Source organism: Streptomyces sp. NPDC004266, assembly GCF_042874095.1.
Lineage (GTDB): Bacteria > Actinomycetota > Actinomycetes > Streptomycetales > Streptomycetaceae > Streptomyces.
This window is the reverse complement of sequence record NZ_JBIAMM010000012.1, coordinates 150329-169476: the sequence shown is the minus strand read 5'-3', so window position 1 is coordinate 169476 and position 19148 is coordinate 150329. Positions and strand designations below refer to the sequence as shown.

22 protein-coding genes and 1 pseudogene are annotated in these 19148 nt (G+C 73.8%); 8 read left to right on the top strand and 15 right to left on the bottom strand.

Annotated features, from left to right (window positions below; all coding sequences use genetic code 11):
* Positions 1-41: 41 nt before the first annotated feature.
* From ACFYUZ_RS27185 to ACFYUZ_RS27165, 5 genes are all read right to left on the bottom strand, one after another.
* Entirely contained in the window at positions 42-374 is a 333-nt protein-coding gene (locus tag ACFYUZ_RS27185; protein ID WP_389313683.1) for a 2Fe-2S iron-sulfur cluster-binding protein, read from the bottom strand.
* A 30-nt stretch (positions 375-404) separates the two neighbouring features.
* Complete coding sequence (locus ACFYUZ_RS27180) at positions 405-1238, bottom strand: ferredoxin reductase (protein WP_389313467.1); 834 nt, start codon at positions 1236-1238, stop codon at positions 405-407.
* Positions 1239-1281: 43 nt separating this feature from the next.
* A complete protein-coding gene (locus ACFYUZ_RS27175; RefSeq protein WP_389313466.1) occupies positions 1282-2769 on the bottom strand; it encodes a phytoene desaturase family protein in 1488 nt (495 codons plus the stop codon).
* Positions 2766-3194: a nuclear transport factor 2 family protein gene (locus tag ACFYUZ_RS27170; protein ID WP_389313464.1), complete on the bottom strand. Its 429-nt coding sequence runs from the start codon at positions 3192-3194 to the stop codon at positions 2766-2768. Before ACFYUZ_RS27170 ends, ACFYUZ_RS27175 begins: the two co-directional genes overlap by 4 nt.
* Positions 3195-3325: 131 nt before the next feature.
* Complete coding sequence (locus ACFYUZ_RS27165; protein WP_389313463.1) at positions 3326-4021, bottom strand: type 1 glutamine amidotransferase domain-containing protein; 696 nt, start codon at positions 4019-4021, stop codon at positions 3326-3328.
* A gap of 319 nt (positions 4022-4340) precedes the next feature.
* Between ACFYUZ_RS27165 and ACFYUZ_RS27160 the strand changes: the two genes are divergently transcribed.
* A complete protein-coding gene (locus ACFYUZ_RS27160; RefSeq protein WP_389313461.1) occupies positions 4341-4607 on the top strand; it encodes a hypothetical protein in 267 nt (88 codons plus the stop codon).
* A gap of 154 nt (positions 4608-4761) precedes the next feature.
* Here ACFYUZ_RS27160 and ACFYUZ_RS27155 read toward each other — a convergent pair whose 3' ends face one another.
* From ACFYUZ_RS27155 to ACFYUZ_RS27145, 3 genes are all read right to left on the bottom strand, one after another.
* Positions 4762-5181, bottom strand: coding sequence for a hypothetical protein (locus ACFYUZ_RS27155; protein WP_389313460.1), 420 nt, complete (start codon positions 5179-5181; stop codon positions 4762-4764).
* Positions 5182-5414: 233 nt separating this feature from the next.
* Positions 5415-5624, bottom strand: coding sequence for a ferredoxin (locus tag ACFYUZ_RS27150; RefSeq protein ID WP_389313682.1), 210 nt, complete (start codon positions 5622-5624; stop codon positions 5415-5417).
* A gap of 38 nt (positions 5625-5662) precedes the next feature.
* Entirely contained in the window at positions 5663-6850 is a 1188-nt protein-coding gene (locus tag ACFYUZ_RS27145; protein WP_389313458.1) for a cytochrome P450, read from the bottom strand.
* 257 nt (positions 6851-7107) lie between these two features.
* Between ACFYUZ_RS27145 and ACFYUZ_RS27140 the strand changes: the two genes are divergently transcribed.
* Entirely contained in the window at positions 7108-8148 is a 1041-nt protein-coding gene (locus tag ACFYUZ_RS27140; protein WP_389313456.1) for a hypothetical protein, read from the top strand.
* A 133-nt stretch (positions 8149-8281) separates the two neighbouring features.
* Here the strand turns inward: ACFYUZ_RS27140 and ACFYUZ_RS27135 are convergent.
* Positions 8282-9501 (bottom strand): annotated as a pseudogene (locus ACFYUZ_RS27135) (sensor histidine kinase).
* Positions 9502-9729: 228 nt separating this feature from the next.
* Between ACFYUZ_RS27135 and ACFYUZ_RS27130 the strand changes: the two are divergent.
* Both ACFYUZ_RS27130 and ACFYUZ_RS27125 read left to right on the top strand, forming a co-directional pair.
* Entirely contained in the window at positions 9730-10032 is a 303-nt protein-coding gene (locus ACFYUZ_RS27130) for a hypothetical protein (RefSeq protein WP_389313454.1), read from the top strand.
* Between the two features lie 114 nt (positions 10033-10146).
* On the top strand, positions 10147-10584 hold the full coding sequence (locus tag ACFYUZ_RS27125; RefSeq protein WP_389313453.1) for a glutaredoxin domain-containing protein: 438 nt from the start codon (positions 10147-10149) through the stop codon (positions 10582-10584).
* 109 nt (positions 10585-10693) lie between these two features.
* Here ACFYUZ_RS27125 and sigJ read toward each other — a convergent pair whose 3' ends face one another.
* Entirely contained in the window at positions 10694-11647 is a 954-nt protein-coding gene (sigJ, locus tag ACFYUZ_RS27120) for an RNA polymerase sigma factor SigJ (protein ID WP_389313451.1), read from the bottom strand.
* A gap of 147 nt (positions 11648-11794) precedes the next feature.
* Here sigJ and ACFYUZ_RS27115 point away from each other — a divergent pair, with 147 nt between their 5' ends.
* Positions 11795-12211 (top strand): hypothetical protein, encoded by a 417-nt coding sequence (locus tag ACFYUZ_RS27115; RefSeq protein WP_389313449.1) that lies wholly within the window; start codon positions 11795-11797, stop codon positions 12209-12211.
* On the opposite strand, the gene ACFYUZ_RS27110 is transcribed toward ACFYUZ_RS27115, so the two are convergent.
* Entirely contained in the window at positions 12212-13237 is a 1026-nt protein-coding gene (locus tag ACFYUZ_RS27110; RefSeq protein WP_389313447.1) for a winged helix-turn-helix domain-containing protein, read from the bottom strand. It lies immediately after the preceding gene.
* A gap of 120 nt (positions 13238-13357) precedes the next feature.
* Between ACFYUZ_RS27110 and ACFYUZ_RS27105 the strand changes: the two genes are divergently transcribed.
* On the top strand, positions 13358-14320 hold the full coding sequence (locus ACFYUZ_RS27105) for a hypothetical protein (protein WP_389313445.1): 963 nt from the start codon (positions 13358-13360) through the stop codon (positions 14318-14320).
* A gap of 180 nt (positions 14321-14500) precedes the next feature.
* Here the strand turns inward: ACFYUZ_RS27105 and ACFYUZ_RS27100 are convergent, their stop codons facing one another.
* The 3 genes from ACFYUZ_RS27100 to ACFYUZ_RS27090 form a co-directional block, all read right to left on the bottom strand.
* Entirely contained in the window at positions 14501-14986 is a 486-nt protein-coding gene (locus ACFYUZ_RS27100) for an SRPBCC family protein (protein ID WP_389313443.1), read from the bottom strand.
* Between the two features lie 174 nt (positions 14987-15160).
* Complete coding sequence (locus ACFYUZ_RS27095) at positions 15161-15547, bottom strand: VOC family protein (RefSeq protein ID WP_030689750.1); 387 nt, start codon at positions 15545-15547, stop codon at positions 15161-15163.
* A 176-nt stretch (positions 15548-15723) separates the two neighbouring features.
* Positions 15724-16347: a histidine phosphatase family protein gene (locus tag ACFYUZ_RS27090; protein ID WP_389313441.1), complete on the bottom strand. Its 624-nt coding sequence runs from the start codon at positions 16345-16347 to the stop codon at positions 15724-15726.
* Positions 16348-16493: 146 nt separating this feature from the next.
* On the opposite strand from ACFYUZ_RS27090, the gene ACFYUZ_RS27085 reads away from it, so the two are divergent.
* Entirely contained in the window at positions 16494-17027 is a 534-nt protein-coding gene (locus ACFYUZ_RS27085) for a GNAT family N-acetyltransferase (RefSeq protein ID WP_389313439.1), read from the top strand.
* Positions 17028-17069: 42 nt separating this feature from the next.
* Here ACFYUZ_RS27085 and ACFYUZ_RS27080 read toward each other — a convergent pair whose 3' ends face one another.
* A complete protein-coding gene (locus ACFYUZ_RS27080; RefSeq protein WP_389313437.1) occupies positions 17070-18263 on the bottom strand; it encodes an MFS transporter in 1194 nt (397 codons plus the stop codon).
* A gap of 143 nt (positions 18264-18406) precedes the next feature.
* On the opposite strand from ACFYUZ_RS27080, the gene ACFYUZ_RS27075 reads away from it, so the two are divergent.
* Positions 18407-19135, top strand: a complete 729-nt coding sequence (locus ACFYUZ_RS27075; protein WP_389313435.1) for a hypothetical protein — start codon at positions 18407-18409, stop codon at positions 19133-19135.
* Positions 19136-19148 lie beyond the last annotated feature (13 nt).

The window sequence follows — 19148 nt, the reverse complement described above, 5'->3', positions numbered from 1 at the left end:
CCGCACGCCTGCCGGGCACCGCCCTCTGCGGCCCGGTGGGGTCAGACGTCGAGCTCGACGTCCGTGAGCGGGTAGGCCACGCAGGAGTGGGTGTAGCCGGCCGGCGGGTCCGACAGGCGCAGCCGGGCCTCCTCGGCGTTGTGGACGGAGCCCTTGACGACCCGGAGGCGGCAGAGGCCGCACTCGCCCGACCGGCACGCCGCCTCGGGGCGGATGCCGGCGTCCTCCAGGGCGTCGAGCAGGGGGCGGCCGCGGCGGGTGCGGAAGGTGGCGCCACGGGCGGTGACCGAGACCTCCTCGGCGGCGTCCGTGCCGGCAGGCCAGTGGGCCTGCCGCGTGGGGTCGGCGGGTGCGCCGTTGGCCTCGAAGCGGATGCGGCGGCGCGGGTGGCCGAGGCCGGTGAGCTAGTCCAGGGCGTACGGGTAGAGGGCTTGCGGCCCGCACACGTACACCATGCGTCCGTCGAGCGGCCCGGCGAGAGCGTGGATCAGTCCTGCGGTGAGGAGACCCGTGGGGCCGGCCCATGCGGTGTCCGGGTCCTGGACGACGTGGTCGACCCGGATGCGGGGGTCGTCGGCGGCGAGCGCGTCGAGCTCCTCGCGGAACGGGATGTCGCCGAGGTCGCGAGAGCCGTAGAGGAGGTGGAAGCGGCGCGCCAGAGCACGGTCGACGATCTCGCGCATCATGCTCATGGCCGGGACGACACCGGAGCCGCCGGCCAGGAAGACGAGGTCGTCGCCGTGGAAGAGGGGGTTGTGGTGGAAGGTGCCGAGGGACCCGCTGGTGGTCAGCGGGTCGCCCGGGGCGAGGCTGTCGACGAGGTGGTTGCTGATCCGCCCGCCGGGGACCCGGCGCACCGTCAGGTCGTAGTGGTCGAGCCGCGCGGGGCTGGAGGAGATCGCGTACGGGCGGCTGGTTCCGTCGGCGTGCACCGCCACGTACTGCCCGGCGAGGAACGGCGGCAGGTCGCCGCCGTCGGGGCGGCGCAGCCGGAAGGTACGGGTGCTCGACGTCTCCTCGACCACCTCGGAGACCACCAGGGCGAGCCGCTCGGGGTGGTGCGCGTCGGTCGTGCGGCGCGTCCGGAGGACGGGGTCGGCGGTACGGGGGCCGTGCGCCGGGCCGCCGTGTGACGCGATCTCCTGCGACGAGGTGTCGTGTGCGGCGGCCTTCCGGGAGGCGATCTCGCCCTCGATCCGTTCGGCGCCGTCGAAGAGGGCGGCGAGGGGGTGCTTCACGGTGCTCTCCGTGTTCTCCGCGGGGTGCGGTCGGCGGTGGGGATCAGGCGGCCAGGGCCCGGACGAGACGGCGGGCCACGCGCGCGCCCGCTTCGAGAGCCGGCTGGAAGCCGCCCATGGAGGACCACGAGCCCGCCAGATGGAGGCCGGGCACGTGGCTGCGGCGCTCGCTGTCGCGGAACTGCCAGCTGTCGGTGGCGTCCTGGTCGTAGCCGTAGATCGCGCCGCCGGGGTGGCCGAGGTAGCGGGCCAGGGTCAGCGGCGTGGCGACGTCGACCTCCTCGATCGCGTCCCGGATGCCGGGGGCGATGTGCTCGACGAGGTCGAGGAGCGTCTGTGCGTAGTCGTACTTCACGCGCGCGTACGCCTCGGCGGGGACCGCGTCCCACGCGTCGGCGTACTGCAGCGTCATCAGACTGACGTGCGTGGCACCGGCGGGGGCGAAGCCGATGGGCGCCACGTCGTACGAGCTGACGCAGACGCCCCGGACCGGCTCCAGGGAGCGCATCGAGGCGTAGGTCCGGTCGTGGTCGGTGTCGACGCTGACGAAACTGGTGCTGGTGGTGAAGCCGAGCTCGGCCGGAGTCGCGTCGAGGCCCATGTGCAGCACGAAGCCCGACACCCCGAGGCGGCGGCTCGCCAGGTCGGCGCGGACGGCGCCGGGGAGGTCGGTCCCTTCGAGCATGCCGTAGGTGACCGGCAGGGAGGCGTTGGAGACGACGTCGGCGGCGCCGATCTCCTCGCCGTCGTCGAGGCGCACGCCGACGACCCGACCGCCGCGGGTCAGCACGGCCTCGACGGCGGTGTGGAAACGCACCTCGCCGCCCGCCCGGAGGAAGGCGCCCAGGATGGCGGTGGACATCGCCTGCGAACCGCCGCGCACGTGCCAGGGCTTGAACTCGAAGTAGGCGAACAGCACCGTCGCCAGGTCCTGGAAGGCCATCCGGGAGGGGGGCTGGCCGACGTACGTCCAGTAGACGGAGAGCACGGCCTTGAGGTCCTCGTCCGTGAAGTGCTCGTCGAGCACGTCCTGGGCCGGGCGCAGGGCCTGCCGGAAGAGCACCGGGTCGAGCTGCTCGGCCGGGGTGCCGCGCACCGCGGCGACCTGCCAGAAGGCGACGTTCCGCACGAGTTCGAAGAACCTCTCGACGCGGGCGCGGTTTCCCGGGAAGGCCTCCTCCAGGGCGTCGGCGGCGGCACCCCACTCCGCCGGCAGGGTCACGTCGAACCGGCCGGGCACCACCGCCCGGTACAGATCGTGCTCCCGTACGAAGTCCAGCTCGCCGGCGATGCCGAGCCGCTCGAACAGCCCGCGCAGCGAGAACGCCTGGCCCTCCGCCCCGATGCCGGAGAGCTGGTGCAGCGCCACCTCGAACTCGTACCGCCCCCGCCGGAAGGAGGTGGCGCAGCCGCCCGGCACGTTGTGCCGCTCGACCAGGAGGGTCCGTACCCCCGCCTGCTGGAGGGTGGCGGCCGCGGTCAGGCCGGCGTTTCCGGCGCCGATGACGACGGCGTCGTAGTCACCGCTCACGCCGGGTCCGCCTCGGCGGCCCCGGCGGAGGGTGAGGTGCCGAGGGCCTCGGCGGCGATGCGGTCGAACTGCGCCCCCATCGCCTCGGCCAGCGCCTGTGCGGCGGACAGCGGCCGGACCATGACCATGAAGTCGTCGATGAGGCCCTGCTCGTTCAGGTGGAGGAAGTCGCAGCCGGTGATGGCGCGGTCGCCGACGCGCGCCTCGAAGACGAGGGCGTGGTCGCGGCCGTCCTCGCCGGTGACCTCCCGGACGTAGCGGAAATCGGTGAGGACGCGGGACACCCCGCGCAGGACGGCCGCGGTGATGGCCTTGCCCGGGTAGGGCTTGAAGGCCACGGGGCTGGTGAAGACGACGTCCTCGGCGAGGAGTGCCTCGATCGCCGCGTGGTCGTTCGCCTCGACGGCCTGACGGAAAGACTTCATGGACATCCCCACTACTAGTCAACTAATTGATTAAGTGGGGAGGAGGGTAGTGAGGCGAGGCACCCCTGTCCAGGCCCGCGCGCGCCCGGTCGTGCGGGCGCGCGGCGAGCCGGGGTCTTGCCCGTGGGGGGTCAGCCCAGCTTCTTGAGCAGCTCGGCGGCGAGCGGGGCGGAGGAGGACGGGTTCTGGCCGGTGACCAGGTTGCCGTCGACCACCACGTGCGGCGCCCAGGGCTCGCCGACCTGGACGTCCACGCCGGCCTCGACGAGCCGGGTCTCCAGCAGCCACTTCGCCTTGTCGGCGAGCCCCGCCTGGGTCTCCTCGGCGTTGGTGAAGGCGGCGACCTTGCGTCCGGCGAAGGCGTTCGAGCCGTCGGCGTCGGTGGCCGCGAGAAGCGCGGCGGGCCCGTGGCACACGACGCCCAGGGGCTTGCCCGAGCGCAGGGTGTCGACCAGCAGTCCGCCGGAGGCGGCGTTCACGGCGAGGTCCTCCATGGGGCCGTGGCCCCCGGGGTAGAAGACGGCGTCGTAATCGGCCGGACGGGCGTCCTCCAGCCTGATGGGGTGCTGGATCTCGCCGATGGAGGCGAGCGCCGCGGCGACCTTGTCCGCGCCTTCCCGGCCCCCGTTGACCTCGGGGGCGAGGCTGCCCGCGTCGACGGTCGGAACGACACCGCCGGGCGTGGCGACGACGACCTCGTGACCGGCGGCCGCGAAGGCCTCGTACGGCGCGACGACCTCCTCGGCCCAGAACCCGGTCGGGTGCTTGGTGCCGTCGGCCAGCGTCCAGTGGTCGACACCGGTCATCACGAAAAGGATCTTCGACATGAAGGAGCTCCAGGGAATGGGGGGCCCGGCCGGGGCCCGGAGACGGGGGTGCGCACACTGACACTCTGACCCGAGTGGCGTTCTCCGGCGAGGTCGTCGGTGCGGCGACGCCCTCGACAGTAGGTCGGAGACTCATGGGTATCCAATGGGGAAACCAATGTCTCCGATAGGGATCCCGATGGCTCGACAAGGAATACGAACAGGTCGGGACCACGCGGTCCGACCCTCCGGGCGCGGAGGTCGGTCCGCGCCGGGACCCCGCTCCGGCATGGTCGGGTGCCGTGTCGGCCCGCGTTCGCTCCGCGTGTACGGTCAGGGCGTGGATGTCGGCCTCCGACCGACGCTCGACGAGATCGAGGAGTGCCTCGCCGCGCCCGTCGAGGGCCGTCCGACCCGGGACGAAGCCGACCGCCGGGCCGCGCGGTGGATGGCCGGCGACGGGCCCGACCGGGACGACGCGTCCTGGTGGGCGCTGGGCCTCCTCCACGGAATCGACCTTCCGGGGGACGGGAGTGGTGCCTGTCTGCACGACGGCGGGCAACTGCGCGCCCGGCTCACCGAGCTGAGCAGACGCCGGGCGATGTGACGCGTCCGGAGCCGCCGTCCCGGCGTCGACCGCGTGTCCGCCCCCTCGTGTACGGGATCGACCGCCCCAAGTGCCACCGGTCCGTGGCCGCTCGCCACGACGGGCCCGCGGCCGGCGACGAGGCCACCGCGCTCGTCGCGACCCGCACACGCTGCTACAGCTCGTAGTCCTGGGCCAGTTCCTCCCAGCGAACGCCGCGAAGCGCGGGATCCGCGTCCTCGCCCGCCGGCACCTCCGGGAGGGGCTGGAACCAGGCGACGGCGAGGGTGGAACCGTCCATCGCGGGGTCGAGCGCCGTGGAGTGGAAGACACCGACGCAGAACACGGGAGGCAACACCTCGACGGGACCGAAGGCGCCGGCGGGCTCGTCCGGATGCTCGCGGGAGGGCGGAACGAGATGAACCGGGGTGGAGGAGAAGGCGCGTTCGGCCTGCCGCTGAAGCCAATCGACCTTCAGGTCGTTGATGCGCTTGCACGGGTAGCCCTCCAGCATCCCGCCGTAGGTCGAAGACATCCGCAGCTCGGTGAGCCGGATCGAACGACCGGACGAGAGAACGACGTGACCCAGTGACATGCCGCCACCCTATGCGCCGGGTTCGCTTCCGGTGCGGGGTCTGTCGTCGACGACGGCGTCCTCGGTCGAGGGCGCGCGGGGTTCGCGGCCGAGAGCGCGTGCTCCAGGGCGTGCCGGGTCGCGTGCTCCGTCTCGACGGGGGCTCGCGACCGACACGCGCGGCTCGCTCCGGAAGGAGCCGGCACCGTCGGCCCGTGACGGTGCCGCCTCCTCATCGCCCTGGTCGGCCGCTGTCACGCATACGGCTCGTCGGCGAGGTCGTGGAGGGTGATCGCCTGCACCGGGCAGGCGCGTGCCGCCTCGCGGACCAGTGTCCCGGTGCCGTCCTCCCGGCCCGGGACGACCGTCCCGAATCCGTCGTCGTCCTGGGTGAAGACCTCCGGGGAGGTCAGGGCGCACTGCCCCGCGCCGATGCAGACGTCCGCGTCGATCGACACGCGCACGGGCACCGCTTCCTTCGTCATGTTCCGCCTCGCTCCTTTCACCACGTGACGGGGAGTTCGAGCATCCCCTGGATCGTGTCGCCCGGCTTGAACGGGATCTCCTCGGCCGGGACGGCCAGCCGGAGCCCCGGCAGCCGGCGCAGGAGCGTCCCGAGCGCGATCTCCAGCTCCGCGCGGGCGAGGTTCTGCCCGAGGCACTGGTGGATGCCGAAGCCGAACGCCACGTGATGGCGGGCGGACCGGGCCCAGTCGAGGGTGTCCGGATCGCTGTACGCGGAGGCGTCCCTGTTGATGACCGAGGTGGAGAAGACCACGCCCTCGCCCGCCCGGATCACCGTCCCGGCGACATCGATGTCCTCCCGCGCCACCCGCAGCAGTCCGTCGGCGATCGACAGGAACCGCAGCAGCTCCTCGACGGCGGTCGGTACGAGCCCGGGGTCCGCCCGCAGCTCCGCCAGCCGCTCCGGGTGGCGCAGCAGGGTGTACGTGCCCAGGGAGATCATGTTCGCCGTGGTCTCGTGCCCGGCCACCAGCAGGATCGTGGCGAGCTGCACCAGTTCCCCGCGCTCGGGGCCGCCGTCGGACCCGCGTGCCACCAGGTCGTCGAGGACGCCGTCGCCGGGCTTCCGGCGCTTGCGGTCGATCAGGTCGCCGAGGTAGTCCTCCAGCCGGGCCAGCGCGTCCTCGGTGTCCGCGGCCGTCGGGCCGCGCAGCAGCCGCCGCGACTGCTCCTCGAAGAAGTCGTGGTCCGCGTACGGCACGCCGAGCAGGCCGCAGATGACGATCGACGGCACGGGCAGGGCGAACGAGCTCACCAGCTCCGCCGGCGGCCCCTGCGCCTCCATCGCGTCGAGGAGCCGGTCCACGGTCTCCTGGATGCGGGGCCGCAGGGTCTCGGCGCGCTTGAGGGTGAAGCTGGGGATCAACAGCCGCCGCTGGGCGTTGTGCTCGGGGTCGTCCCAGCCGAGCAGCGCCGCGCGCCGGCGCCTGCGCACGGCCGTGGCGCGCTCCGTCGGCAGCGGGAAGTCGTCACGGGTCGAGTCGGTGGACAGCCGCTGGTCCGCGAGGAGCGAGCGGGCGGCCGCGTGTCCGGTGACGAGCCACACCGGCCTTCCGTCCCACAGGGTGACCCGCGTCAGCGGGCGCTCCTCCTCGGTCCGGGGATAGGCGGTGGGCGGGTGATAGGGGCAGGTCCGGTCCTGGGGGAACGCCACGGCTTTCGTCACGGGGGCCTCGCTGGGGGCGCATCGATGGCAGGGACTGTGTTGCCGCCTCCACTACATGCCTCAGGCACCTATCTGGTCTACGCACAGTTCGGCCATTCCACCGGAACGGGCGCGGCCCATACGGCGGGTGGTCTCATGAGGGGGTTCAGCCCGGCGCGTCGCGGCCGGAGGGACTTCTCCCGGTTCCGGTACGCCTCCGTCGAGGCCGTGCCCGCGCACCGGCGGGCGGCCTGACGGGTGGCCGTAAACTCACCGTCGTGGAAGAGATCTTCAGGCTCGGTGAGATCAACTGCCCCTCGGGGGTCCTGGTCGTCGTCGACGGCGGCCATCTGGGGCTGTGGAGCGGGGAGCGGTCGCCGGCGGAGACCGACCCCGCCGTGCTGGGCATCGACGATCCGGCGACGGCCGCCGACGTACGCGACTCGGTCGACTTCGCCGTCGTGGGCCCCGACGCCCCGGCGGCGGCCCGCGGCTTCGACCGGCAGCCGGGTGCCATGCTGTACGACATCCCGGCCTCCCGGGTGGCGGAGCTGGAGGCCCTGTTCGCGGAGCACTGCCGGACCGCGGGCCTCGATGCCCGCCTGGAGGCGGTGCCCGGGCGCGAACCGCATGCCCACCGGGCGCGGCGCACGGCCGCCGGAGGCGGTGGCGGTTTCCTGATGTTCGGGCTGCCCGTCGTCGCGGTGGGAGGAGTGCCCCGCGATCGTCGTCTGCCGGTGCAGGCTTCGCGCGTCGACTTCGGCGACGGCATCGGTCCTCGCTGGTCCGAGATGCGCGTCCGGATGAGCGACGCCCGCCCGGTGACCACCGTGCGCCTGGGGGACATCGGCGTCGACCGGGCCCGCGTCCTCTTCGGCGATGCCGCGGCCCTGAACGACTGGCGGCACGACGAGCCGGTGGACGGCCTGGCCGATGTCGCCTTCTGGGGGGCGGCCGCGGAGGAGGCCGCCGCCGTGTTCGGAGCGCCGGAACTGGGCGAGCCCGGCGAGGACGGCGTCAGGGGATGGGTCGGACTGACCGTCCCGGAGGCGATCGAGAAGGCCCGCGCCCTGCAGAGCTGGAAGGAGGAGAAGGGGCTGCGCATGATGGTGGACTTCCGGCCCCACTCCCATCACTGGCAGGTCATGCGCCAGGTCCGTGCCTCCGACGTGGAGTCCGGGACCGTGGACGTCGGCGACGCCCGCCTGCTCTGCGCCATGACGAGCTGGGGCGACGGCTGGTTTCCGGTGTCGGCCGACCTGGACGCCACGGGAGCCCTGGTCGCGGTGCGGGTGAGCTTCTCCGGGGCGGGCGAGTAGTCGCCGCGCCCGTCGGGCGCCGCGCCGTCGGGCCGCGCCCGGTCGAGAAGGTGGCGACAGAGCCGCGCCCGGTCGAGAAGGTGCGACAGAGTCGCGCCCGGTCAGGACGGCGGCGACAGAGGGGCTACGGCCGTCAGGACGGTGGCGACAGGGGGATCACGGCCGTCAGGACCGTCCCCTCGCCCGGTGTCGATTCGACCATGAGCTCGCCGCCGAGCTGCCGGACACGCGCGTGCATGGCGGGCAGCCCGTGGCCGCGTACGCCCCCGGGCCTCTCGACGGGGTCGAAGCCGCGGCCGTCGTCGGCGATGTCCAGGACCACCCGGTCGTCCAGGTGACTGAGGGTCAGCGCCGCCGTGCCGGCGTCGGCGTGTTCGCGGATGTTGGCCAGCGCGCCCTGGGCGATCCGCAGCAGGGCCGCCTGTACGCGGTCGGGAAGGGCGGCGGGCGTGCCGTCCTGATGGAAGCGGATCCGGAGGGTCTCGGAGGACTCCCGCTCCGCGAGGGCGCGCAGGGCCTCTTCGAGGCCGCCGCCTCCGGCGAGGTCGGCCGGGCGAGATCGTGCACGAAGCGGCGGGCCTCGGCGAGGTTGTGCTCGGCGACGGACTCGGCCGTACGGATGTGGCGGCGGGCGGCGGCCGGGTCGGTGTCCCAGAGGCGGTCGGCGGCCTGGAGCAGCATCTGCTGGCTGGACAGGCCCTGGGCGAGGGTGTCGTGGATCTCCATGGACAGCCGCTGGCGCTCCGCGAGGGTGCCCTCGCGGCGCTCGGTCGCGGCGAGCTCCCGACGGGTCCGTACGAGGTCGATGATGACCGCCCGCAGCCGGTCGGCCTGCCGCTGGGAATGAACAAAGACGGCGGTGGCGACGGCGGCCCCGGCGAACGGGGCGAACATCAGGTTCGGGTCGAAGCCGAAACGGAGCCGTAGTTTCAGCTGGGCGCCCACGACGCACAGGGTGATCAGCGCGACCAGGACGATCGCGGACCGGGTGCGCAGGGAGCGCAGGCTGGTGTAGAGCAGCGGTACGACGCACCATCCGAAGCTGGGCGCGAGGACCACGAGGGCGAACCACACTCCGATGACGGCCGCCAGCCAGACCCTGGAGGCGGTGCCGGCGGGAGCCTGGCGTCCGTCGGCCTGCTGCGGGCCGAGGACCGGACCGAGGACGTACAGCAGGGCCAGCGCGAGGGCGAGGACGATCACCCAGGGGGTCGTGGGGGCGCCGGGGTGGACGATCAGGTAGCGGGTCAGCGACGAACAGAGCAGGACGAAGAACGCCACGTGCATCACGGTCGCGAGCCAGCCGGCGTCCGGGTCGGCCGCCTCCGCGTCGATCGGCGACCGCCTGTCCATCCGCACCGTTCCTCCTCGCAGCCGACCGTCGTCCCGAGCCCAGGCTATCCGGATGATTCCATTCCGCATCGACCGATCGGTCGACCCCCGTGTCGTCCGCCGGATGCGCCCACCGGAGCCCGTAGGCCGCCCGGAGAGGGCCGTGACCGCCACCAGGAAGGAGGTCGGAGCGGGAACGCGGAGCTTCCCGAACCCCCGAGGGGGTTGATGCCCGAGGAGCCGGTGATCGTGAAGAAGACGACCCTGCGCACCCGTGTCCTGACCGGTACCGTCGCCGCCGGCGCGCTCGCCGCGGGCCTGTTCGGCACCGTCTCCGCGAACGCCGCCGCCCCGACCTCCGTCCTCGCGGGCCGCCTCGCCGACCCCGAAGGGCATCCCCGGCGCCCTCTTCCTCGCCGGCTCGCGGCCCTGCTCGGGACGGCCGTCCGACGGGCGGGTCCCGGCCGGTCTCCCGGATCACGCGAGGCCCTGTCACGGCAGGGGTGCTCGGCGGGAAGCTGCGGGCCCGTACACGCCACGGGGGAGTGGTAGGGGCACCGTCACGAGCTTCGATCCCGGCACCGGGCACGAGAGGGCCCGCGTGGCTCGCCCCCGACCGGGCCGGCCCGTCGCCACGCCCTGAGCGGGTCGGTAACCTGCGTCGACATGACGCGTGTGTGGATGTTGCCGGTGTTGTTCCTGCTCTGCGGTGCGCTCGCCGCGGCGGGGTCGACAGCCGACGGGAGACCCGTGCGAGCCGCGGTGTTCCTGGTGTTGTTCGTGGTGCTCGCCGCCGCCCACTCGCCTCTGGTCTTCCCGAGGACGACAGAGGCGTCGGAGGCGCAGCGTCTCAGTGCGGCCGACGGCCGCCCGATCGTCTACTGGCGGCCCGGCTGCAGGTACTGCCTGCGGCTGCGCCTCCGACTGGGCCGCCGCGCGCGCCGGTTGTACTGGGTCGACATCTGGCGGGACCCGGCCGGCGCGGCGGTGGTGCGGGCGGCGAACGGTGGCGACGAGACCGTGCCGACGGTCGTCGTCGCGGGCCGGCCGTTCGTCAACCCCGATCCCGCATGGGTGCGCGAGCAGCTGTCTCCCACCGCGTGAGAGGGATCCGCCCACCGGCGGTACGGATCGACGCGGAGCGGGGATCTCCCGCGTTCCCCCTGCCGGAGCGAAGCGGGGAACGCGGCAGGTCGGCGACTCGGTGAAGGAGTCAACTCCCTGCGCCGTCCGTCCACGCCCGGAGCTTCTCCGGGTTCCGGACCACCCAGATGCGGCTGATGCGGCCGTCGGCCAAGTCGAACGCCGCCACGGTCACGGGGACGCCCGAGTGCCGGGCCACCAGGCCCGGCACGCCGTTCACCGTACGCTCGAGGAGCTCCAGCCCCGGGGCCTTGTCGGCGAAGTGGACGATGTACCGGGCGATGAGCGCGCCGCCCTCGACGGGACGCAGCGCGGCGCCGACCAGACCGCCGCCGTCGGCCGTCATCGTGGCGTCGGGGGCGAGGAGGCCCACGAGGGCCTTGATGTCCTTGGCCTCCCACGCCTCCTTGAAGTCCCGTACCAGGGCCGCCTGTCCGGCCGGCGGCCCGGCGGGCCTCCCGTCGGCGCGGATCCGGCGACGGGCCGAGGACGCCAACTGCCTGCAGGCGGCGGGCGACCGGCCGACGATCTCGGCGACCTCGGCGAAGGGGTACGTGAAGACGTCGTGCAGGATGAACGCCACGCGCTCGGCCGGCGTCATCGACTCCAGCACGACGAGGAACGCCATGTTCACCGACTCGTCCAGGGTGACCCGGTCGGCGGGGTCGGCCGGCCCGGACCGCCCGTCGTCCGCCCGCCCGTCGGCCCACTCCGTGCGGTCGGGCAGCGGCTCCGGTATCCACGCGCCGACGTAGCGCTCGCGGCGGACCCGCGCCGAGCCGAGCATGTCCAGACAGACACGGCCGGCCACCGTCGTCAGCCATGCTTCCGGCGACTCGACGGCCTCCCGCTGCCGAGGCGACATCGCGTACCAGCGGGCGTACGTCTCCTGCACGGCGTCCTCGGCCTCCGCCAGCGAACCGAGCAGCCGGTAGCCGAGGTTGATCAGCCGGCGCCGCTCGCCGACGACCACGCCGAGGTCCGGCTCGGCCCCGTCGCGCACCGGCTCGTCGGAGGTGCTCATGATCGCGGCTGCTCCCTGCTTCCCCGGTGTGACGTGGATCTCGTTCCTTCGACGCCCCCGGCGCCTCACATTTCACAGGCCTGCGTCGTCGGACTGTTCGAGAGACTACCGAGCCACCGCCGCGAGGCAGAAGAAGAGGACCGAGTCATGGCCACCACCGCGCAGACCACGGCAGTACGGGGCAGCAGCCGCACGTTCCAGCAGGTCTCGATCGCCCTCCAGACCCTGACCCTCTTCTTCCAGGCCACCACCGCCGGACTGCTCCTGACGTCACCTCAGAACGAGGTGCTGCACGGTGTCGGAGCGCGTGTGACGTACGGAGCCACGATGCTGTACGTGCTGGCGGCGGTCCTCGCCTGGAAGCCGGGCGGCGGCTCGCCCCGACCCGTCCTGTACTCGACCGGCTTCCTGATCCTTTCCTCGGTGCAGGTGGTGCTGGGCATCGCGCACAAGCCGGCCCTCCACGTCCCCCTGGGCGTCCTGATGTTCGGCCTGAGCGTGCTGGACCTGGGCCGGGTCCTCTCCGCCCGGCGGCGGGAAAGGCCCCGCACCCGGGAGTCGTAGTCACGGCCGGTTCCCGGCCAGCAGCGAGTGGCCCAGGGGCGTGAGGCTGTGCAGCACCGCCGTCCCGGTGCGGACGGTGTCGATCAGCCCCGCACCCCGCAGGACCCCCGCGTGCCGGCTGGCCGCGGCGAGCGAGACGGAGGCGCGTTCGGCGAGGGCCGTCGTGGTGGCGGGGGAGCGGAGGAGGGCGAGGACCTGGGCCCGGGTGCGGCCGAGCAGCGCCGCGAGGGCCTCCGGCCGGTCGTCGCCGACGGGGACCCCGTCGGAGCCGTCGTACATGGGGTAGACGAGGACCGTCGCCGCCTCGGGGCGGTACATCAGCAGGGGGCCCGCCGCGAACCACGAGGGAACGAGCAGCAGTCCGCGCCCGCACAGCGGGACGTCGTGCGTCGCCGCCGAGGGCAGGTGGAGGGTCGGCGCCTGCCAGCGCCAGGTCGTGCCGAGCGTGGTCAGCAGGGCGTCGACACCGCCGCGGAGCAGCATCTCCGAGCGCAGCGCGCGGTCGGTGAGGGCGTCACGGTGGATCCGCGGCCAGAGCGGCTCCACGGACGTCTCGAAGTGGCGACGGGTGTCGTCGAGCAGCGCGCGGACCGCGGCCGGGGACCCCTCGGCCAGCTCGCGGACCCACCGGCCGGGCCGCGTCAGACCGCCGTTCCAGCCGGAGGCCTCCGGGATCCCGAGATCCAGCGCCAGCCGCTCCGGGGGCGTCGACGCCACGGCCTCCAGGCCGCCGGCGAAGCCGTGCGCCGACGGCTGCAGCAGGAAGTCCGGTACGAAACCGTCCTCGGCGACCAACGCGGCGAGCACACCGGCCCGGACGCCCCCGCCTCCCCGCGGGGAGCGGTGCCACTGCCGGGCGGCGGGCCGGGGACGGTGCGGCCGCCCGGCACCCCGGCCGTGACCCTCGCGCGCCCGCCCCGGCGGCAGGCTCAGGCGCGCGCTCAGGGCGGCTTCCGACAGGGCGTCGGCCGCCGGGGCGAGAGTGATCCGGCACAGATCGGCGGCGGTGAAGTGAAGTCGGATCATGCCGACCGATTATCCGCCCGGCGGACCCTTTTACCCAGGGATCAAAGGCAGTGCGTTCCCCGGGGGGACGCGGCACGCTCCCGTTGTCCCCCTCGCCGACACCCGCCGGAGGTCGCGCCGATGCGCCGTGTCCCCGTCCGAACAGCCTGCCTGACCGCCGTGGTCCTGCTCACGGCCCTCGCCGGTACGCCCGGCCCCGCCACGGCGCGGGACCTGCCCGACACGTACGTCGTCTCCCGGGAGCCCGGCGTGCTGCCCGAAGGGATCACCGTCACCCCGGACGGCACCCTGTACGTCTCATCGGACGGCCACGGCACCCTGTACCGGGGCCGCGTCGGCGAGCCGGACCTGACGCCGTTCCCCGCGCGCGGTCTGGAGGACCGCCCCAGCACCCTGGGCGTGCACACCGACCGGCGCGGCCGCGTCCTGTCCGTGGGCGGAGCGAGCCTGACCGTCCACGACCGTCACGGACGGCTCCTCGCCACCCGCACGGCACGCGGCGGACCGCTCGGCGCGCCCCACCTCAACGACCTGGTCGTGACGCGGGACGCGGTGTACGTGACCGACTGGGCCAACCCCGTCGTCCACCGGGCGGAGATCAGGGGCTCCACCCTCGGCCCCCTCGAACCCTGGCTCGACGTCCGGTCCGCGTTCCCGCGGTTCCCCGCGCAGTACTGGCTGCTGAACGGCATCGTGGCCGACGACTCCGGCAGAACCCTCCTGGTGGCGTCGAACGGCACCGAGGCCGTCTGGCGGGTCGACACCGTCACCGAGGAGGTCAGCCGCCTCGACCTCGGCGACCGGTCCTTCGGCCCCGACGGCATGGTGCTGCACGGCCGGACGCTGTACGCCGTGCTCAACTACGGCGCCCCGCACGGCGTGTACATCGCCCGGCTCGACGAGGAGCTGCGGACGGGCACGGTGACCCACCGCCTCACGGACGGGCCCTTCGACCTGCCGACCACCCTGGCGAGGCACGGCTGCCGCCTCTACGTGGTCAACAGCCAGCTCGACGAGCCGCCGGGCCGGCCCCCGTACACCGTGAGCGCGGTCGACGACCCGACGTGCGGCGGCGCCCCCTGATCCCCGCGGACCGGCGCGGCTCCGCCGCCGGCCGGGCACGCGGGTGAGGCGCACGCGGCGCGCCGGCCGCCACGGGGGTGTGGCCGGCGCGCCGCGTGCGGCGGCCCGGGCCCGGGGACCCACCCTCCCGGTGCGTCCCCGCGGACCGGCGTCCGCCGTCCGCCGCGCCGGGCCTCCACCTCAGGCCCCGGCCGTCGCCGTCCTCGCGATGCGTTCGAGCGTGGTGCGCATCCCGGCCCGGTTGAGGGCGATCCTGCGGGCGGGGTTCGTCCCGGCGAAGACCGTTCCGAGGAGGTCGGCGGCCCGGGCCCGGTAGCCGTCGGTCCGCAGGTCCTGCCAGAACTCGGTGACCCGCGTCCCCGGGCCCTCCGCTTCGAACCGGTAGCCCCAGCGGGCGATCGGGAGCCCGAAGACGCTGACGTCGAAGACGAATTCGCCGTCCGGCACCATCCGGGTCACCCGACCGAGGGTCGGCCAGAGGAACGGCCCGCGCCGGTTGAACCCGACGAACCGGGAGCCGGTACGCGCCGGGGGGCGCAGCACCCACACGGACCGGCACTCGGGGCTCCACCGGCCCATGTTCCGCAGGTCCGACACCAAGCGGTAGACGACCGCCGGCGGCGCGTCGACGACCGTGCTCTCCTCAAGGCTCCACTGCCGGTCCATGGTCCGCTCCCCTCGCACCCCGTGGGACTGCACCCACTGCTACTCGCCGGTACGTTAGCGGGCGCGGGAGCCTTCTGTCCCCGGATCCCCGCGCTGTGATCCACCGGACGCGCCCCAGCCGCTCGGACGCCGGACCGTTCGCCGGCCGGGACGCGCGGGGCCGATGGTGCCGCCTCAGTCCTCGACGTCCTGCGGGTACCAGCGCAGTTCGACCGTGTTGCCGTCGGGGTCCTTCACGTAGACCGACTGGGCGGAGCCGCGCGCGCCCCAGCGCGGGACCGGGCCCTCCAGGACGTCGAACGTGCCGGAGTCGATGACCTCCTGCCAGTCCAGCGGGTCGACGACCAGACAGATGTGGTCGACGTTGGACTCGCCGCGCGGACGGGAGAAGAGGTCGATGACGGTGTGCTCGTCTATGCGTACGGACGGGAACGACACCTTGCCGGCCCGCCACTCCTCGACGCGCTCGGGGGCGAGGCCCAGGGCGCCGGTGTAGAACTCCAGGGCCTTGTCGACGTCGGTCACGTTGAGCACCAGGTGGTCGAAGGCTTTGACTCGCATGATGGGCTCAGAACCTTTCTGGGGTTTGCGTCTCGTCTCGATGATCATGGTGACTGCGGAGGCCCTGATCAAGGGCCGCGGACGACCACGATCCGGACCGGCCGGCTCCGGACCGTACGGCTCCGGGCCGCGCCTCCCGGGCTGCCCCTGCCCACCGGACGGGGCCCGTCACCGCGTCAGATGTGGAGCTCGGGAGGGAATCCGGTCCAGCGCAGCTCCTCGGGGAGGTGCCCCGTGTCGTTGAAGCAGAGGACGGCCGGAGCCCGGCCGGGGGCGTAGCGGATGACGGTCAGTGCGGCGTTGGCCTGGTTGATGCCCATCCAGCGGCCCTCGGGGGCGTCGAGGGCCTCCCGTACGAGCCAGCCGATGAGGAAGTTGTGCGTGACGACGAGTTCGTGGCGCGGCTGGTCGCCCTCGACGGGGCCGGTGAACCGCGCGACGGCCTCCGCGGCCAGCCCGGGCCCCTGCTCACGCTCCTCCGCGGGGAACTGGGCCAGGAAGCCGAGCATGGCGTCGGCCGACTCCGACGGGAGCTCCTCGCGCCGCGGGACGTACGGGATGTAGTCGCCGGCGGGCGGGGACGTCCGCAGGGGCACCCCGTCGAGCTGCTCGCCGACCAGCCGGGCCGTCTGCTCCGCCCGGGCCAGCGGGCCGTGGTGGATCGCCGTGAGCGGGGCCTTCCGGAGCCGCTCTCCGAGCAGGACGGCCTGGCGGCGGCCCTTGTCCGTCAACGCGCTCTCGTCCGCGCACGCCTCACCGTGTCGTGCCAGGTACAGGTAGCGGGCGGCTGTTTCCGTCATGCTCGTTCTCTCCGGCCAGGTTGATGATCTTGTGGACGGGGGGAGGGACGTGCTCCGACGCCGTGTGGTTCCGCCGCCGGGGGAGTCGCCGCGCTCCGTCCGGCCCTCACCGGAGCGGGACCGTGCCGGTGCGGGATCATGACGGGATGACGGATCGCCACTTCCCCGCGCCCCCGACCGCGGTGCGGCTCGCGGAGTACACGAGGGCCGAACAGATCGAGATACTCGGCGACGGCCCCGATCCCTTCGGCGTCGCGGACGCCGGGCTGACCTGGCTGCCCAAGGAGGACCACTTCGGCATCAGACGGAACGGCCGCCTCGTCGCCCACGCCGGTCTGCTGCGGCTGCCCCTGTCGATCGACGGCGTCGAGACCCCGGTGGTGGGCCTCGGCGGGGTGGCCGTCGCCCCCGACCTGCGGGGCCACGGGCTGGCACGGGCGGTCGTGTCGGCGGCCCTGGACCACGCGCGGACGCTGGGACCCCGGCGCGGGCTCCTCTTCTGCCGTCCCCCGCTCGTCCCGCTCTACGAGCGCCTCGGCTGGCGGGCCCTCGAGCGGGACGTCCGCGTCGAGCAGCCCGGGGGAACCGTGATCATGCCGCTGCGGACCATGTGGACGCCTCTGCGCGACGGCGTGACCTGGCCCCCGGGGGAGGTCCGCCTGCTCTCCTTCCCCATGTGAGGGCGGCCGCGGCCGGCGGTCGCCCGCGGCGGTCCGGAGGCCTCACCGGTCTCCCACCCGCACCGGCCGCCGCAGCAGGTACAGCGCGGCCGATGTGACCAGCACCAGCATGCAGCCGGTGAACACCAGGCCCGCCTCCTCCAGGCCCAGGGGGTCGGTCAGGAGGCCCACCCCGATGACCGGGATCGAGATTCCCGTGTAGGCGACCAGGAACAGGGCCGAGATCACCGCCGCACGCCGCTCCACCGGGGCGGCCGCGGCGACGGCTGACAGCGCCGCGCGGAAGGAGAGCCCCTGGCCGATCCCGCCGACGACGGCGGCGAGGACCACGAGCACCAGCAGTTCCGCGGAGAGCGCCCCGGCCAGGAAGGCCAGCCCCACGAAGAGCACGGCGCAGCCCAGCGGCAGGGACCGGGACACCCCGAAGCGGCCGACGGCGAGCTGCCCGGCGGTGGAGGAGAAGAAGGCCAGCGCGACGACCAGTCCGCTCACCGCGTGGTTGTCCACGTGCAGGAAGCGGCCGAGGAAGGCCGGGCTGACCGAGGTGAACACCCCGAACAGGGCGAAGCCCGCGAAGGAGGCGATGGCCGCCGGCACGAACACCGGGCGCACCTGCGCGGGCAGGGCCGGCCGCTGCGGCCGTACGGTGGACAGCGGCCGAGGATCCCGTACGGTCTCCGGCAGCCGCAGGACCACGACCGCCGACACGGCGACCAGGGCGAGGTGCACGGCGAACGGGAGCAGCAGCGGCTCCGGCGCGTACTCCGCGAGCAGCCCGGCGAGCAGGGGACCGCAGCCCAGTCCGCCCATGTTCGCGGCCGTCGCCACGAGCGTCGCCCGGGACTGGCCGCCGGGCGGGGCGAGGTCCATGACGTACGCGGTCGCGGCCCCGGTGAACAGGCCGGCCGACAGGCCCGACAGCAGCCGGCCCGCGTACAGCCGGCCCAGCCCGTCGGCGGACAGGAAGCAGACGGCGCTCACCGCCGCGAACCCGAGCCCCCAGAGCAGCGCCGGCCGTCTGCCGACGGTGTCCGAGGCGTTGCCCGCGAGCAGCAGCACGCCGATGACGCCGAAGGCGTACACGGCGTACACGACGGTCACCGTCAGCTCGGAGAAACCGAACTTCTCCTGGTAGAGGGGGTAGAGCGGCGTCGGCAGCGTGGTGCCGGTCATCCCCACGACGAACACGGCCCCGGCGAGCAGACACCGGAGCCACCCTTGACGATCACCAACCATGCCGCCGACCGTAACCCCGTCGTCCGCCCCCGCCCGGCGACGCGACGCTCACGACCGGGCCGACGACCGTGGTGGCCCAAGGGGACCGGCGGGGATCCCCACCCGGGGGGACCGGCGGGGAGGGCCGGGGGCAGACTGGGCGCATGGACGGATGGACGCGGTCGGGCAGTGAACCCGGCCCCGCGCTGTACGGACGCCTGCGCGTCGAGAACGAGGACCTCGGGCCGGCGCGCTGGCTCACCGAGCGCCACCCCGGGCACGGCGACTTCGGCACGGTCGCCGGCGTCGCCGCGCCCGGCTTCCCGGCGTACGCCCGGGTGCTGCACCCCGCGGAGCTCGACGAGCGCCCGGTCCGCTGGGACGCCGTGGCCGCCGCGTACGGACGGAAGGTCGAGCCGCTGACGAACTGGCACGAGGTGATCGGCGCGGAGCCGTTCCACCAGAACCGCGAGGACCTCGGCCTGCCCGGAGTGTGGGACGAGCACCCCGCCGAAGGCCCCGTGCCCGTCGGCGTGGCGCGTGCCCTGATCCCCGTCCTCGCGCGCCACACCGGCACCCCGGAGCGCTGCCGGTACGGCCTGTGGGACGGGTACGGCCGCTGGGACTGGGACGGGACCCCCACGTTCCCGACTCCGGAGAGGGACGAGATCCTGCTGTCCGGAACGCTGGCCGATGCCGTGTCCCCCGAACTCCTGGACGTGTTCGCCGAACTCCCCGACCTGTGGTGGCCGCAGGACCGCGCCTGGTGCGTGGGCGGTGACGTCGACCTGGTCAGCACGTACGTCTGCGGTTCCGAGGAACTGGTCGCCGACCTGCTCGCCACGCCCGGCCTGGAGGTCCACCGGGTCGAGGCGACCGACAGGGTCGGCTGACGACGGTCCGCCT

Excerpts from the sequence above, each read along its gene's own strand:
- ACFYUZ_RS27170 (WP_389313464.1), bottom strand. The coding sequence starts at position 3,194 with ATGAAGTCTTTCCGTCAGGCCGTCGAGGCGAACGACCACGCGGCGATC.
- ACFYUZ_RS27165 (WP_389313463.1), bottom strand. The coding sequence starts at position 4,021 with ATGTCGAAGATCCTTTTCGTGATGACCGGTGTCGACCACTGGACGCTG.
- ACFYUZ_RS27155 (WP_389313460.1), bottom strand. The coding sequence starts at position 5,181 with ATGTCACTGGGTCACGTCGTTCTCTCGTCCGGTCGTTCGATCCGGCTC.
- ACFYUZ_RS27125 (WP_389313453.1), top strand. The coding sequence starts at position 10,147 with ATGACGCGTGTGTGGATGTTGCCGGTGTTGTTCCTGCTCTGCGGTGCG.
- sigJ (WP_389313451.1), bottom strand. The coding sequence starts at position 11,647 with ATGAGCACCTCCGACGAGCCGGTGCGCGACGGGGCCGAGCCGGACCTC.
- ACFYUZ_RS27115 (WP_389313449.1), top strand. The coding sequence starts at position 11,795 with ATGGCCACCACCGCGCAGACCACGGCAGTACGGGGCAGCAGCCGCACG.
- ACFYUZ_RS27110 (WP_389313447.1), bottom strand. The coding sequence starts at position 13,237 with ATGATCCGACTTCACTTCACCGCCGCCGATCTGTGCCGGATCACTCTC.
- ACFYUZ_RS27105 (WP_389313445.1), top strand. The coding sequence starts at position 13,358 with ATGCGCCGTGTCCCCGTCCGAACAGCCTGCCTGACCGCCGTGGTCCTG.
- ACFYUZ_RS27100 (WP_389313443.1), bottom strand. The coding sequence starts at position 14,986 with ATGGACCGGCAGTGGAGCCTTGAGGAGAGCACGGTCGTCGACGCGCCG.
- ACFYUZ_RS27095 (WP_030689750.1), bottom strand. The coding sequence starts at position 15,547 with ATGCGAGTCAAAGCCTTCGACCACCTGGTGCTCAACGTGACCGACGTC.
- ACFYUZ_RS27090 (WP_389313441.1), bottom strand. The coding sequence starts at position 16,347 with ATGACGGAAACAGCCGCCCGCTACCTGTACCTGGCACGACACGGTGAG.
- ACFYUZ_RS27085 (WP_389313439.1), top strand. The coding sequence starts at position 16,494 with ATGACGGATCGCCACTTCCCCGCGCCCCCGACCGCGGTGCGGCTCGCG.
- ACFYUZ_RS27080 (WP_389313437.1), bottom strand. The coding sequence starts at position 18,263 with ATGGTTGGTGATCGTCAAGGGTGGCTCCGGTGTCTGCTCGCCGGGGCC.
- ACFYUZ_RS27075 (WP_389313435.1), top strand. The coding sequence starts at position 18,407 with ATGGACGGATGGACGCGGTCGGGCAGTGAACCCGGCCCCGCGCTGTAC.